The following is a 14,710-nucleotide window of genomic DNA, read 5'->3' on the forward strand; positions in this document are numbered from 1 at the left end:
ATGAAACGGATACTGGCGGTATTGACCGGTATGGCGCTGCTCAGCGCCTGCACCGTGGTGGATCTGGATGCGGACGGTAACCCGATTCTGCCGAAAGATCCGCACGCGAAGCCCAGCTATACCACCCAGACGCCACAGCAGATTGCGGAAGAGACCTGGCAGCCGCGGGTCATGACCACCGCGAACAGCCACGCGCTGAGCTGGGCCGACATGGAGGCGAAAAGTCAGACGGTTAAACCCGACGGGCGTGAAAGCGTCTTCGTACGGGCCAGCGGGACGGCCAGCGCTCTGGATGAGAGTAATCCGCGTGAACGCACACTGACGCTGACGATCAACGGTAAACCGGTGGCAGTCAGCGTCGGGCCGGTGCTGCGCAGCAACGCTATTCGCGACGCCGCCGGGTTCCGTTTCGAGGAGTTTACGAATCAGGTGCAGTATGCCCAGCTGACGCGGGCGCTGAACCGTCACGCGGTGAAGCAGCTGCCGCCGCTGGATGCCAGCTGGGTCAACCAGCCGGTGCAGGCGCTGCTGGCGGTGAGCATCGGTCACAACAGCGTTGAAGAGGTGGTGGCGGTGGAGCTGAAGCGGGGAACGCCCTGATGAACGATGAGATCATTCTGCGGGCCGAACAGATATCGATGCTGTTTCCCGGCACGCTGGCGCTGGATCGCGTCGACTACCGGGTCTGGCGCGGCAAAGTTAACGTCATCATCGGTGAAAACGGGGCGGGGAAATCAACCCTGATGAAGATTCTGGCCGGGGTGCAGCAGCCCACCGCCGGTTCGCTGTTCCTGAATGGCGAGCCGCTGACGCTGAGCAGCACCCGTGACGCCGCCCGGCACGGTATCGGCATGGTGCACCAGGAGCTGAATCTGTTTGAAAACCTCACGGTGGCGGAGAACCTCTTTCTGGGCCGGGAGATCCAGCGCGGCCTGTTACCCATCAATGAGGTGGAGCAGGCACGCCGCACCGCCGCACTGATGGCACGACTCGACCAGCCGATTTCGCCCACTGAGCGGGTCGGCAATCTCAAAGTGGGTCAGCAGCAACTGGTGGAGATCGCCAAAGCGCTGGCAGAAGATGCAGACATTCTGATCCTCGACGAGCCGACCTCTGCGCTGAGCAAAACCGAAGTGGAGATCCTGTTCCGGGTGATCCGCGACCTGACGCAGCAGGGCGTGACCCTTATCTATATCTCCCACCGGCTGGAGGAGCTGATGGCAATTGGTGACGTGATTACCATTCTGCGCGACGGACGTTTCCAGGCGGAAGCACCAGTCAGCACCATTGATGTGCCATGGATCGTGCGCGAGATGCTGGGCAGTGAGCCGGTCACGACCTTTTTGCCGGATGAGCGTGAGTTTGGCGCGCCGGTGCTGGAAGCACAGCATATTACCTGCGTCAGCCCCAACGGCAATACGCTGGTCGATGATGTCAGTTTTCAGGTGCGTGCCGGCGAAATTGTCGGGATCTACGGACTGATGGGCGCGGGTCGCACCGAACTGTTTGAGTGTCTGCTCGGCAGCCAGCGTCACTATCTCGGCAAGCTGTGGCTCGACAGTAAACCGCTGCCAACCCGTCTGCCGACCGCCGATCGCATCCGCATGGGCATGAGTCTGGTGCCGGAAGATCGCAAACGCGCCGGGATTTTCCCGGTCTCGTCGGTCGCCAGTAATCTCACCATCGCCAGCCTGTGGCGGCGGCTGTCGCGCCGTTTTGCCATAGCGCATCAGGCGGAGCTGCAGGCGGTGAACCAGACGGTGGGCAACCTGGCGATCAAAATCTCTTCGCCGGACGTCGCCATCAGCGCACTCAGCGGCGGCAACCAGCAGAAAGTGGTGATTGGCCGTGCGCTGCTGACCAATCCGCGCCTGCTGCTGCTGGATGAGCCGAGCCGCGGCATTGACGTCGGGGCCAAAGCCGAGGTGTTTCGCACCATGGTGGCGCTGTCGCAGCAGGGTATCGCCGTGCTGTTCTCCACCTCAGATCTGAAAGAGATTATGGCGGTAGCCGATCGCATCCTGGTGATGTCGGGCGGCAAACTTACGGCTGATCTTCCCCGCGACCAGGCGGAAGAGGCAGCGCTGGTGAAAGCAAGTGCGCAGGGGTTCTGAGCATGAAAAGCAATAACAGCGTCGCGCTGAACACGCTTCCGGCTAAGGCATTCAGTTCACGCGAAAGCATTCTGCTGCTGCTTCTGAAACTGCGCACCTTTATTGCGCTGATTCTGATTGTCGGCTTCTTCGCCATCACCGTGCCGGACTTTCTCGCCACCGGCAGCCTGGTGATCATGGTGAAGCATATCGCCATCAACGCCTTTCTGGCGCTGGGCATCACCTTTGTCATTATCACTGCGGGGATCGACCTGTCGATTGGGGCCACCTTAGGGCTGTGCGGCATGATCGCCGGCTGGCTGATCACTAAAGGGATTGTGCTGCCGATGTTTGGCATCGCTATCTTTCCCAGTGTCTGGGTGATTGTGCCGGTGGTGCTGTTTATCGGCGCGCTGATTGGCGCGGGCAATGGCTGGATCATTACCCGCTACAACGTGGCCCCCTTTATCTGCACTCTCGGCACCATGTATATCCTGCGCGGCGCGGCCATGCTCACCTCCGGCGGCGAGACCTTTCCCGGTTTACAGGGTAATCCGCTACTGGGCAATACCGGCTTCGATCGGATTGGTGCGGGGACGTTACTCGGGCTGCCGTATGCCATCTGGATGATGGTGCTGCTGGCGCTGGTCATCGGCTATATCGCCCGTCGTCTGCCGTTTGGCCGTCAGGTCTATGCCATCGGCGACAACGAGCGTGCTGCTGAACTGTCGGGTGTGAAAACCCGGCAGGTGAAAATTCTGGTCTACACCCTGTCGGGCTTCTGCGCAGCCATTGCCGGCATCGTGGTCTCATCGCAACTGGTCGCCAGCCATCCGGCGAACGGCACCGCGTTTGAGATGAACGCGATTGCCGCCGTGGTGCTGGGCGGCACGTCGCTGGCGGGCGGACGCGGCACCATTGTCGGCACGCTGATTGGGGCGTTTGTCATCGGCTTTCTGGCGGATGGCCTGATCATGATGGGCGTCAGCGAATTCTGGCAGATGGTCATTAAGGGTATTGTCATCATCATTGCGGTCATTATCGATCAGACTCAGAGCCGGATGCAGCAGAAGGCGGCGGTGGTGGCACAGAAAGCATTAATCGAGGAGGGCACACCGGCAAAACCCTGATCGCGCTGAGTCGGGCAGGCCGGACTGCTGCATGTTTCTGCTCACGGGGATGGCCTGCCCGGTCAGACGCGCAGAGTGGCAGACAGAAGGGCGTGCCAGTGTAAGGCACGTATTTTTGGTAGAAATTTTTTTAACCGGCGTGAATATATATTCATAAACGATTTAAAATTCAGAGGTAGTGTATGAATCCTTTCAATCTTCCGGTCGAAGACCTTGAGCGTCGGGCGCGTGCTATCCGTCGTCGCATCATCCAGCTAAATGCGGGTAGCCCGGCAGGCGGTCATACCGGTGCCGATCTGTCACAGGTGGAGATCCTCACCGCGCTCTACTTCCGCATCCTGAACTGCGCCCCGGATCGCACGGACGACGATCAGCGTGACATCTACATCCAGTCTAAAGGACACGCGGTGGGCGGCTATTACTGCGTGCTGGCGGAGGCGGGCTACTTTCCAACCGACTGGCTGGCAACCTATCAGCATGCCGACTCACATCTGCCCGGCCATCCGGTGCGGCAGAAAACGCCTGGCGTTGAGCTAAACACCGGCGCGCTGGGTCACGGCCTGCCGGTGGCGGTGGGCATCGCTATCGCAGCGAAAAAAGATAACAGCTCGCGCCGCATCTTTGTGGTGACCGGCGACGGGGAACTGGCCGAAGGCAGCAACTGGGAGGCGGCACTGGTCGCGGCACATTACGGCCTCGACAACCTGATCATCATTAATGACAAGAACAAGCTGCAACTGGCGGGCGCGACCCGCGACATCATGAACACCGATCCGCTGCCGGAAAAATGGCGTGCCTTCGGGCTGGAGGTTACCGAATGCAACGGCAATGAGATGGCGGCGGTCGTCGACACCATCGAAAACCTGCCGAAGAACGGCAAGCCGCAGGTCATTGTCGCGCATACCGAAAAGGGCTTTGGTATCTCCTTTATTCAGAGCAAAGCCGAATGGCATCACCGGGTGCCGAAAGGCGAAGAGATTGCGCTGGCACTGGAGGAACTGAAAGATGAGTAATGCACAACATTTAGCAAGCGTCATGGTGACGGCTTTCATCGACGCGGTGAATCGCGGCGTGGATCTGGTGCCGGTGGTGGCTGACTCCACCTCAACCGCCAAAATCTCCCCCTTTATTAAGGCGTTTCCCGACAGGCTGATCAACGTCGGCATCGCCGAGCAGACGCTGGTGGGCACAGCGGCCGGGCTGGCGCTGGGTGGCAAAGTTGCGGTGACCTGTAACGCCGCGCCGTTTCTGGTATCACGCGCCAATGAGCAGGTGAAAGTTGACGTCTGTTACAACAACACCAACGTCAAACTGTTCGGGCTGAATGCCGGGGCCAGCTATGGCCCGTTAGCCAGCACCCACCACAGCATTGATGATATCGCGGTGATGCGCGGTTTCGGCAACATCGAGATCTATGCACCTTCCTGCCCGCTGGAGTGCCGCCAGATCATCGACTACGCCCTTGAGCATGTCGGCCCGGTTTATATCCGTCTGGATGGCAAAGATCTGCCGCAGCTGCATGACGAAAACTACCGGTTCAGGCCGGGCGCGATCGACCTGTTACGGGAAGGCAGCGACATCGCGCTGGTGGCAATGGGCTCAACGGTTCACGAGGTGGTTCACGCCGCTGAGCAACTGGCTGAACAGGGCATTTCAGCCGGTGTGATCGCGGTTCCATCGATTCGTCCCTGTGATACCCAACAGCTGCGCAACCTGTTAAATCACTACCCAGCGGTGATTACCGTAGAAGAGCACAACGTCAATGGTGGTGTCGGCAGCCTGGTGGCCGAGGTGCTGGCGGAGGGCGGCTGCGGCATCCCGCTGTTACGGCTCGGCATTCCGGATGGCGAATATGCGATTGCCGGCGATCGCGCCTCGACCCGCGCCCGTCATGGCATTGATGCCAGCAGCATAGTTAACAGTGCAGCACGCATCTGCGCAGGAGCATAAAAATGGTGGGACCCCTGATTCTGGCGATTGACGAAGGCACCACCAACGCCAAGGCGATTACGGTTGATCGCAGTGGCCGCGTAGTGGCGCGCGGCAGCCAGAGTTTAACCCTGCAACATCCGCAGCCCGGACTGGCGGAGCAGGACCCTATGGCAATCTGGCAGGCGGTAAAGCAGGCAATCATCCAGTGTCTGTCAGCCTGTGATGGCGCGCCTGTTGCGGCCGTGGCGATCAGCAATCAGCGCGAGTCGGTGCTGATCTGGCAGCGGTGTGATGGTCAGCCCCTGACGCCACTGGTGAGCTGGCAGGATCGCCGCTCTGAATCATTCTGTCGCGATCTGCATCAGGCGGGCAAAGCGCCACGTATCACCGGCTTAACCGGGCTCGCCGTTGATCCGATGTTTCCTGCCGCCAAGCTGACCGGGATGCTGGCCGCCATTCCCGATGGCGCAGCGCGGGCCGCAGCCGGTGAGCTTTGCATCGGCACTGTCGACAGCTGGCTCAGCTGGCAGCTCAGCGCAGGCGAGATATTCGTTACCGATCACGCCAACGCAGCCCGCACTCAACTTTACAGCCTGCATCTCAATGACTGGGACGACGAGCTGCTGACGCTGTTTCAGCTACCGCGCGCCGCACTGCCACGTATTACCTCCTCCGCCAGCGAACAGGGCGTTGTCGCGGTGCGTAACATTCCCGGCTTAGCGCCCGGCACGCCAATTCTGGCGCGCATCGGTGACTCCCATGCTGCACTGCAGGCGCAGCGGCGCGGCGAGTCAGAAGTGGTGAAAGCCACCTACGGCACCGGCTCTTCACTGATGATGTCGATGGCGACGCCGCTGCTGACGGAAAATGGCCTCAGCACCACCGTGGCCTGGCACGACGGCACGCTGCGTTATGCCTTTGAAGGCAATATCACCCATACCGGTTCCGGTGCCGCCTGGCTGGGCAAACTGCTCGGCGTGCAGGATCCGCGTGCGCTGACCGCCATGGCGCAGCGCTGCGACGACAATCAGAGCATCTATTTTGTCCCGGCGCTCTCCGGTCTGGGCGCGCCCTGGTGGGATCTGCAGGCGCGCGGCATGGTATGTGGACTGACGGACGCCGCCACGCCCGATGTACTGGCACGGGTCGCGCTGGAGTCAATCGTCTGGCAAATCGCCGACGTCTTTTTTGCGATGGAGCAGGCCAGCGGCCAGCAGCTCCCGGCTCTCTGTGTGGATGGCAGCGCCACCGAAAACAGCTGGCTGATGCAGTTACAGGCGGATGTGTTACAGCGGCCGCTGCAGCGTGTGCCGACCGCCGAGGTTTCCGCGCTGGGCGCGGCGCTGCTGGCGGGCAAAGTACTGGGATGGTGGCAGCAGGGCAGTGATATGCAGGCACTGCAGGGTGGCAGTGTCATCATGCCGCGTGAAGAGCTCGCGCAGCGTATGCAGGAAAACTATAAAGGCTGGATCGACGCCGTTGCACGCTGTCGTTATCAGCCACATTAATCCTTAACCGGAGCAGAGCCATGTCAACACTTCCTCAGCAGTTAACCTTCGGCGTCATTATTGGCAACCGGGGATTTTTTCCCAGCTATCTGGTGGGCGAGGCGCGCCAGCAGGCGGTTGCGCTGTTTGAAAAGATGAACATTAATACGGTGATGCTGGATGAAACCCAGACCAATCTGGGCGGCGTCGAGACGCGGCAGGAGGCCAAAACCTGCGCTGCGCTGTTTCGCCAGCATCGCGAAGCGATTCACGGCATTGTGGTGCTGCTGCCTAACTTTGGTGACGAAAAGGCCATTGCCGAAGCGCTGCGTCTGGCCGGGCTGAATGTGCCAGTGCTGGTGCAGGCAGAAGAGGACAACCTGGATAAAATGGGGCTGGCGACCCGACGTGACAGCTTCTGCGGTAAAATCTCGCTCTGCAACAACCTGCGGCAGTACGGCATCCCGTTTACCCTGACCCGTCAGCATGTCTGCGCCCTGAGCGGCGAAGTTTTTCAGCAGGATTTACAGCGTTTCAGCCAGCTCTGTCGGGTGGTGAATGCGATGCGGCGGGTTCGTGTCGGCGCGATTGGTGCGCGGCCCGCCGGATTCAACACCGTGCGCTACAGCGAAAAGCTGCTGGAGAAGATGGGCATCGCGGTAGAAACCCTGGATCTATCAGAAATTTTTACCCGCACTAACCGGCTGCGTGATGACGATATCCGCGTGGCAGAGAAGCGCGAAATCCTGGAAGCCAACGCCGATGCGCGCGGGATTCCGGGTGACAAACTGGTGACCATGGCCAAACTGTTTGTGGTGATCAGCGAGTGGATCAGCGACAACGATATCGATACGACTGCCATTCAGTGCTGGACGTCGCTGCAGGAAAACCTGGGCATCAACGTCTGCTCAATTATGAGCGTGATGTCGGGTCAACTGATGCCCAGCGCCTGTGAAGTGGACGTGATGGGTGCGCTGTCGATGTATGCGCTCGCCAGTTGTTCGTTGAGTCCTGCTTCACTGGCGGACTGGAACAACAACTTTGGCGACGAGCGGGACAAGTGTGTACTGTTTCATTGCGGGAATTTTGCCAGCGCCAGCCTGGAGTCACCGACCATGGGCACGGCGGATATTATTGGCACCACCGTGGGCAAAGAGAACACCTGCGGCGCGGTGCATGGCCGGATGAAGCAGGGCGATCTCACCTATTTTCGCCTCTCGACCGATGACTTCAGCGGCGAAATCAAAGCCTATGTGGGTGAAGGAATATCTGTCACCGATCCGCTGGACACAGTCGGCTGTCGCGCGGTCATTCAGGTGCCGCAGCTGGAGACGCTGCTGGCGTGGATCTGCCGCAATGGCTTTGAGCATCACGTGGCGATGAACCACTCGGCCACGGCTGGCGTGCTGCAGGAAGCGTTCAGTGAGTATCTCGGCGTGAGCTGCTACCGGCATCAGTAAGCGGTAAGGCGGAACGGCTGAATGCAAGGGGTGAAGCAGCCGATGCGGTCACGATTCCGCCCGCACCGGCTTGTATGCCCGCTACTCCTGAAAAGAAAGGCGGGCACTGATTTAGCGCGCCACTCTGCGCATCTCGTCATCGTCATTCTGTATCGCAACCAGATCCACCGGCGGCAGATTACCCCCGCTGAACTCAACCTGACGAATCGGGAAGGCGAAACGGATGTTACGCTCTTCCAGTGCCGCCATCAGCTGCAGGTTAATCTCCTGCTGAATATCCATGTACTTATTGTAATCCGCATCCAGCACAAAATAGACCACTTCAAAGGTCAGTTTTGAATCTTCAAAGGCCAGGAAGTGGGCGCGGTCAAAACGGGTGGTCTCAACGCCCTGGATAATCTCTTTCACCAGCGGGCTGATCTCCCGGACCTGCTCTGACGGCGTGGCGTAGCTGATACCAAACTTAAACACGATGCGGCGCTGCTGCATACGCTTATAGTTGTGGATCGTCTGCTGCAACAGAATGGTATTTGAGCAGACGATCTGCTCACCACTCAGGCTGCGCAGCCGGGTCGTTTTCAGGCCAATGTGCTCAATGGAACCGGCAATATCACCAAAGACAATAAAATCGCCGTGCTCGAACGGCTTATCGAAGCCAATCGCCAGCGACGCAAACACATCGCTCAGTACCGTCTGAATCGCCAGCGCAATCGCGATACCACCCACTCCAAGGCTGGCGACCAGTGCGGTAATATTGATGCCCATGTTCGACAGAATGGCCAGGAACATCATGATCCAGACCACCACCCGCAGCAAAATCCCGAGGATCACCGTAGTGACCGGGTTGCGTACGTGCAGCGGGTCACGCAGCAGGCTTTTCAGCCAGAGCCGGATGCCGCAGTCGATCCACAGCGCGAGCTGAACGATCAGCGCCAGGAACCAGCCGTGTGCGATGGTGACGCTCCAGGACGCGGGCAGATCCACAAACTTCAGGGCAATCAGCAGTGAAAAGATCAGCAGCAGGGTCTGGCTGGTGCTGCGCAGTATCTCCACCAGAATCGCGGTCGCGCGGACATGACGATGTTCGCTGTAAAGTGCAATCCGGTTGGAGATAAAGCGAATCAGGGTACGTAATACCCAGTAAATCACCAGCGTGGAAACTACTACGATGGCGCTGTTGAGCCAGAGTTCCTGATTAAAAAAGAGGGATTGAAAACGACGTGAAGCGAGCCAGTTTTCCATTGGGGAGGGTCTCCTTGCTGGGTTCCGGTTTAAAAGAAAACAAGCAAGAAGCATAGCCTGGATGCGGCCCACCTGCGTGGCGCATCCATAAAGCGGTTACTGGAAGCGGTTTGATTTATCGCGAGCCAGGCGCTCAAGGGCAAAAATAATCTGCTGAAGCTGCCGCTCCTGCGTCGGGTTCAGCGTGGCAAAACGAAAGCTCAGTCGCGGTGTGATGCGGGTTTCGTTCTTGCGGGTCACCACGCTGCGCTCGCCAATGCTCAGCAGCTTTACCGGCACGTCAAAATGACCATACTCCCCCAGCTCGACCCGGAACGGATTGAAGCTGTCACCGTTCTGCAACCCCTCCGGCAGCGGTTCATCCACCAGCACGCCGATTCCGCCCAGTGACAGATCCTGTAACCGCAGGCGTGTTTTACTGCCATCCGGCCACACGGTATGACACCAGAACTGCGGTTCCAGCGGGGCGCAGACGCGGAAAAACTCACGACGCTGAATCTGCCACAGCAGCTCCGGTAACGGTGCGCTGAAGGCAGGCAATCCTTCAAACTCCACCCTCTCCAGTGAGGCGAGGCTGATCTCTACCTTCGCGCCATAGGTTTCAGCAGTAATGCTGAGATCGTCGCTGGTCAGGGCGTACTCGTTATCCAGATTATTACTGCCCAGGTCAAACAGCAGGCGATCTTCATCGGCAGCCAGCATCCGGCTGATAAACTGCCCGCGCGCGAAGCGCACCAGTAGTGGCGTCTGCAGGCGCAGCAGATCTTTCATTACGCCCAGAACCGCCAGCGTGCCACGTTTTAAATATTGTTCCTGGTCGGCTTCTTTCACGTCCTGCTCCGCAAGGGGTTACTGTATTTATGCTGTTTTTTTGCCTCATCCCGGTTATCGGCGCGGCAAAAAAAAGCTTTAGTCGCTGAATTCTTAAAAAATAGTGTGACCCGTGAGGCGTTTTTCAAAAAGCTGGCTATACTTATCGCGGTAAACCGCTTGATAAATCAGGCGTTCACGCTTTAATCATAAAAAGGAAGGAGCAACAGATGGGTATTATTTCCTGGATCGTCTTTGGCTTAATCGCGGGTATTCTGGCTAAGTGGATTATGCCGGGTAAAGACGGTGGCGGTTTCATTCTGACTATTGTTCTGGGTATTATCGGTGCTGTAGTGGGTGGCTGGATCAGTACGCTGTTTGGCTTCGGCCGCGTCGATGGGTTTAACTTCGGAAGCTTTGTGGTCGCTGTTATCGGTGCCATCGTGGTGCTGTTTATCTACCGCAAAGTACGCAGTTGACCGTAACGGTTTAAACGAAAAAGGGGACGAAGCGATTCGTCCCCTTTTTTTATCTCTTACTTTTAATCAGAAGTCGTAACCGATGGTCGCCATCACGCTGCGTTCTGCGCCCCAGTAGCAGTAGCCTGTACCGTAACAACCGGCTACATAGGTACGATCGGTCAGGTTGTTAGCATTGACCTGAACCCATGCCCCTTTCAGGCTGCTGTTCCAGACGCCAAGATCGGCCCGCACCGACGCATCAAACAGCGTCACTGACGGCACACGTGTGGTGTTTGCATTGTCTGCCCACTGTTTGCCGATGTAACGCACGCCTGCACCCGCACTCAGACCGTAATCAAACTGATAGTGACCCCAGAGTGCCGCCATGCTGTTGGGGGTGACGTATGGCGTATGTCCGCTGTTGCCATCCACCGAATCCTTAAAGCGCAGATGATTCAGCGTATAGCTCGCCACGGTGCTCAGACGCGGGGTGAGCTGATTACGTGCTTCCAGCTCGATACCCTGTGAGTGAACTTTGCCCGATGGCGAATAGGTCGCCGTCAGCACGTTGCGGTTCGCCACATCTTTCTGCGTCAGGTCATAGACCGCCACGCTATAGAGATCGCGGGTGCCATTGGGCTGATATTTCACCCCGGCTTCATACTGCTCGGCGGTGGTCGGCTTCAGCAGATTATTGTTGGGATCGGTGAGCGCGGTCGGAGTAATCGCCTGGCTCCAGCTCACGTAAGGTGAGATACCGTTGTCGAAGGCATAGAGTAGTGCTGCGCGTCCGCTGATGTGATCATCCTGACGGCGATCGCTGCCGCTGTTATTGGCGACGATGCGATCGTAACGGCCGGAGAGATCCAGATGCCAGCGATCCAGCTTCATCTCATCCTGCAGATAGAGGCCGGTCTGGTAGTAGCGACGGGTTTTATCCGCCCAGGTGTAATCCGGCATGTCGCCCACCTGTTCGCCGGTCAGGGCATTGAGCTGGTTAGCCGAACCGCCCGCCGCGCTGATCTCATTTTTATAGCGATGATACTCGGCACCCAGCGTGACGCGGTGCTCCAGCTCACCCGTGGCAAACTCCGCCTGTAAACGGTTATCAGTGGACCAGGCGGAGAGCGACGAACGCTCGCCAGAGTAGTAGCGGTTCAGCAGATCGGGATTCACGCTGTCCCAGCCAATCTGATAGACCTGATCGAGATCGACATTGGAGTGGCTGTAGCTGCCAGTTGAGGAGAATGACCAGACGTCGTTAAAGCGATGGGCGAAGTCGAAGCTGTAGATCTGCTCGCGGCGCTTGAACTGATCGAGGTCGCTGTTACCCTCATAAAAGCCATTGCTCAGCTTGTAGCCGTTGTGTTCGGTGAGGCTGCCGTCGCCTGGTACGGAACCGTGGTAACCCCCTGACGGATCTTTCTGAAGATAGGCTTTCAGGATCAGATGGGTATCTTCATCCGGCTGCCACATCAGCTGCGGCATCAGCGCATATTTCTCTTCGCGGGTGTGATCGTACTGCGTATCGCTGTTGCGGGTCACGCCGGTCAGGCGAAACGCCCACTGGTCGTTGATCGCATTGGTGTAGTCAAACATCGTGCCGGTGGTGGCATTACTGCCCGCCTGCAGCTGGATATGCCCCTCTTCGCTGAACTGCGGACGTCTGGTCACCATATTAACCAGCCCGCCCGGCACCGTCTGACCATAAAGGGCAGAAGAGGGGCCTTTGATCACGTCGATGCGCTCAAGGAAGGCGTTATCGACCTGCAATACGTTGAAACTGCCGCCGTCGCTCATCAGCCGCATGCCGTCGAGGAAGGTGTTATCGACATCGCCGCCGTGGAAGCCGCGCAGCGCAATGGTGTCGTAACGGGTCGCGGCACCCCCAAAGTTGGTGAAGACGCCGGAGCTATAGCCCAGTGCCTGGTTCAGGGTCAGCGCGCCCTGATCCTGCATCTGCTGGCGGGTGACCACGGATATCGACTGCGGCGTGGTGATCAGCGGACGGTCGCTTTTGGTTGCGCCCTGGCTGGTGGTGGCCAGATAGCCCTGGGTCGGCGAGGTCGAATCTTCCTGCGGTTGTGCAGTCACCACCATATCGGCAGCGAAACTCAGAGCAGGCGCGGTCAGCGCCAGGGTGCAGAGGCGAATATACCCTCTCAGCGACAGTGACAGTTTCATCGGAGTTCCTTTCATAGCAAAGATTAAGGCAGGTGAGTAAAGTTGTTAATAGGCAATCTCATTATCATAATGAGAATTATTACCTTTTGTAAATTGGCTGCAATTTTGCCTGTTGATGTAAGAAGGTCAAGTAAAATTCGCTGAAAAGGCGTGCGGATACCTCCGGCGAGGCCAGAGGTATCCAGAGTGGATCAGTTTTGCGAGGCAGACGCCTGAGGAATATCGTGGGCGCTGTTACAGGTTTTATCTTTCGGGCAGTACTTATCGAGCAGTTTCAGCGTGACGCCGTTGGTCCAGCCGAAGCCGTCCTGCAGCGGATACTCACCGCCACCGCCACCGCCGAGATTTTTGCCATCAACGACATATTTCTCCACCAGCTTATGCTCACGGTCATAGGTCATCTGGACGTTTTGCAGGAAGCGTAAGCCTACCTCTTTCGCCAGCTTTGGCTGGTTGTAATGCTCCAGGCCTTCCACGGCAACCCACTGCAGCGGGGCCCAGCCATTCGGGGCATCCCACTGCTGGCCGTTGTTCACGGTGGTAGTCACCAGACCGCCGGGCTTCAGCAGCTGCTTTTCAACCGCGCTGGCAGTGCTTTCAGCCTGCTTATCGCTGGCGACCTGCAGATAGAGCGGGAACAGCGCGGCAGCCGTCAGCTGCGGATGAACCTGCTTTTTCTGCCAGTCATAGTCGGCATACCAGTTCTGTTTGCTGTCCCACAGATAGCGGTTGATCGCTGCCTGGCGCTTCTCTGCGCGATCGGCGTACTGCTTCGCCAGATCGCTCTGCTTGTTCATCTGATAGCCTTTCGACAGGGTCTGCTCCAGATGGAACAGCAGGCTGTTGAGGTCAACCGGAGCCAGTTGCGTGGTACGGATTGTCGACAGGTTATGCGCATCGGTAAACCAGCGCGAACTGAAATCCCAGCCCGACGCCGCACCGGAACGCAGCTCACGGTAGAGTTCGGCTTTATTCCTCTGCGGCGCTTTCTGCGCGGTGGCAATGTCATCCATCCAGGATTCGGTGCGTGGCACGTCGCGCGCATCCCAGTAGCGGTTGAGCAGGCTGCCGTCCGACAGCTTAATCACCCGCTTGCTGGCTGCACCCGCCGCGACGTTATCGCTGTCTGCCATCCAGTAGTCGTACTCTTTCTGCAGCTGTGGCAGATAACGGGTATAGGCTTTGCCGTTATCGTGCGTCGCCAGCAGATCGACCATCAGGCTGAAGAACGGTGGCTGTGAACGGCTCAGGTAGTAGCTGCGGTTGCCGTTGGGGATGTGGCCATAACGGTCGAGGAGTGAGGCGAAGTTATCCGTCATATCCTGCACTTTATCCCAGTGTCCGCTCTCGGCCAGCCCCAGCATGGTGAAGTAACTGTCCCAGTAATAGACTTCGCGGAAACGCCCGCCTGGCACCACATAGGGCTTAGGCAGCGGCAGCAGCGAGTCATACTGACCAGCGCTGCTGGTGGTGCGGGTCAACACTGGCCACAGGCCATCAATGTGCTCACGCAGATTTTGGCCGGCGGGCGGCACATATTTGTCGCCCGCCGCGGGCAGCGTAAAGTTAGCGTCAACAAAACGTTTGAGATCGAAATTGCGCTGTTTCTTCTGCATCTGCCAGTCGGCAAGAATCGACGCGGGATCAAATTTCGGCACCGCATCGGCAAAGGTCTTCTGATCGGGGTAGAACTTCGCCTGCTGCACGGCATTAAACAGCGGCCCTAAACGCACGTCCGGCGGCTGCGGCTGATTATTCAGCATGCGGCTGTTGTCGTCGGCATGGGCGGTGAAAGCAGGTACGCTCAGCAGCAACGTGAGCAGAAAAGGCGCATAACGCTGACGCCGTGAGTCGGCGTTTACCTCAATTTTTGTCATCGGTTTTTCTCCTTGTCCGAAATGCGGCCGCGCG

12 protein-coding genes are annotated in these 14,710 nt (G+C 58.3%); 8 read left to right on the forward strand and 4 right to left on the reverse strand.

Annotated elements, in window-relative coordinates; all coding sequences use genetic code 11:
- The 7 genes from NIM72_RS19525 (at window position 1) to NIM72_RS19555 (ending at window position 8,102) form a co-directional block, all read left to right on the forward strand.
- Entirely contained in the window at window positions 1-600 is a 600-nt protein-coding gene (locus tag NIM72_RS19525; RefSeq protein WP_161736075.1) for a DUF2291 family protein, read from the forward strand.
- Window positions 600-2,114: a sugar ABC transporter ATP-binding protein gene (locus NIM72_RS19530; protein ID WP_222924168.1), complete on the forward strand. Its 1,515-nt coding sequence runs from the start codon at window positions 600-602 to the stop codon at window positions 2,112-2,114. Before NIM72_RS19525 ends, NIM72_RS19530 begins: the two co-directional genes overlap by 1 nt.
- Window positions 2,115-2,116: 2 nt before the next feature.
- Window positions 2,117-3,223, forward strand: coding sequence for an ABC transporter permease (locus NIM72_RS19535; protein WP_161736073.1), 1,107 nt, complete (start codon window positions 2,117-2,119; stop codon window positions 3,221-3,223).
- A 182-nt stretch (window positions 3,224-3,405) separates the two neighbouring features.
- A complete protein-coding gene (locus NIM72_RS19540) occupies window positions 3,406-4,236 on the forward strand; it encodes a transketolase (protein WP_033732315.1) in 831 nt (276 codons plus the stop codon).
- Entirely contained in the window at window positions 4,229-5,173 is a 945-nt protein-coding gene (locus tag NIM72_RS19545) for a transketolase family protein (protein WP_161736072.1), read from the forward strand. Before NIM72_RS19540 ends, NIM72_RS19545 begins: the two co-directional genes overlap by 8 nt.
- Window positions 5,174-5,175: 2 nt before the next feature.
- Complete coding sequence (locus NIM72_RS19550) at window positions 5,176-6,663, forward strand: FGGY family carbohydrate kinase (protein WP_222924167.1); 1,488 nt, start codon at window positions 5,176-5,178, stop codon at window positions 6,661-6,663.
- A 20-nt stretch (window positions 6,664-6,683) separates the two neighbouring features.
- Window positions 6,684-8,102 carry an L-fucose/L-arabinose isomerase family protein gene (locus tag NIM72_RS19555; RefSeq protein ID WP_161736070.1) on the forward strand — a complete coding sequence of 473 codons (1,419 nt, stop codon included), beginning with the start codon at window positions 6,684-6,686 and terminating at the stop codon, window positions 8,100-8,102.
- A 111-nt stretch (window positions 8,103-8,213) separates the two neighbouring features.
- Here the strand turns inward: NIM72_RS19555 and NIM72_RS19560 are convergent, their stop codons facing one another.
- Window positions 8,214-9,344: a mechanosensitive ion channel family protein gene (locus NIM72_RS19560; RefSeq protein ID WP_253421625.1), complete on the reverse strand. Its 1,131-nt coding sequence runs from the start codon at window positions 9,342-9,344 to the stop codon at window positions 8,214-8,216.
- Window positions 9,345-9,440: 96 nt separating this feature from the next.
- Window positions 9,441-10,175 (reverse strand): flagellar brake protein, encoded by a 735-nt coding sequence (locus tag NIM72_RS19565; protein ID WP_253421628.1) that lies wholly within the window; start codon window positions 10,173-10,175, stop codon window positions 9,441-9,443.
- Between the two features lie 209 nt (window positions 10,176-10,384).
- Between NIM72_RS19565 and NIM72_RS19570 the strand changes: the two genes are divergently transcribed.
- Window positions 10,385-10,633 (forward strand): GlsB/YeaQ/YmgE family stress response membrane protein, encoded by a 249-nt coding sequence (locus NIM72_RS19570; protein ID WP_031375306.1) that lies wholly within the window; start codon window positions 10,385-10,387, stop codon window positions 10,631-10,633.
- Window positions 10,634-10,699: 66 nt separating this feature from the next.
- Here the strand turns inward: NIM72_RS19570 and NIM72_RS19575 are convergent, their stop codons facing one another.
- Window positions 10,700-12,799, reverse strand: a complete 2,100-nt coding sequence (locus NIM72_RS19575; protein ID WP_253421633.1) for a TonB-dependent siderophore receptor — start codon at window positions 12,797-12,799, stop codon at window positions 10,700-10,702.
- 191 nt (window positions 12,800-12,990) lie between these two features.
- Window positions 12,991-14,676 (reverse strand): alpha,alpha-trehalase TreA, encoded by a 1,686-nt coding sequence (gene treA, locus NIM72_RS19580; RefSeq protein ID WP_161736066.1) that lies wholly within the window; start codon window positions 14,674-14,676, stop codon window positions 12,991-12,993.
- Between the last annotated feature and the right edge of the window lie 34 nt (window positions 14,677-14,710).

The sequence above is a fragment of the Pantoea sp. B550 genome, assembly GCF_024158165.1.
Classification (GTDB): Bacteria; Pseudomonadota; Gammaproteobacteria; order Enterobacterales; family Enterobacteriaceae; genus Pantoea; species Pantoea alfalfae.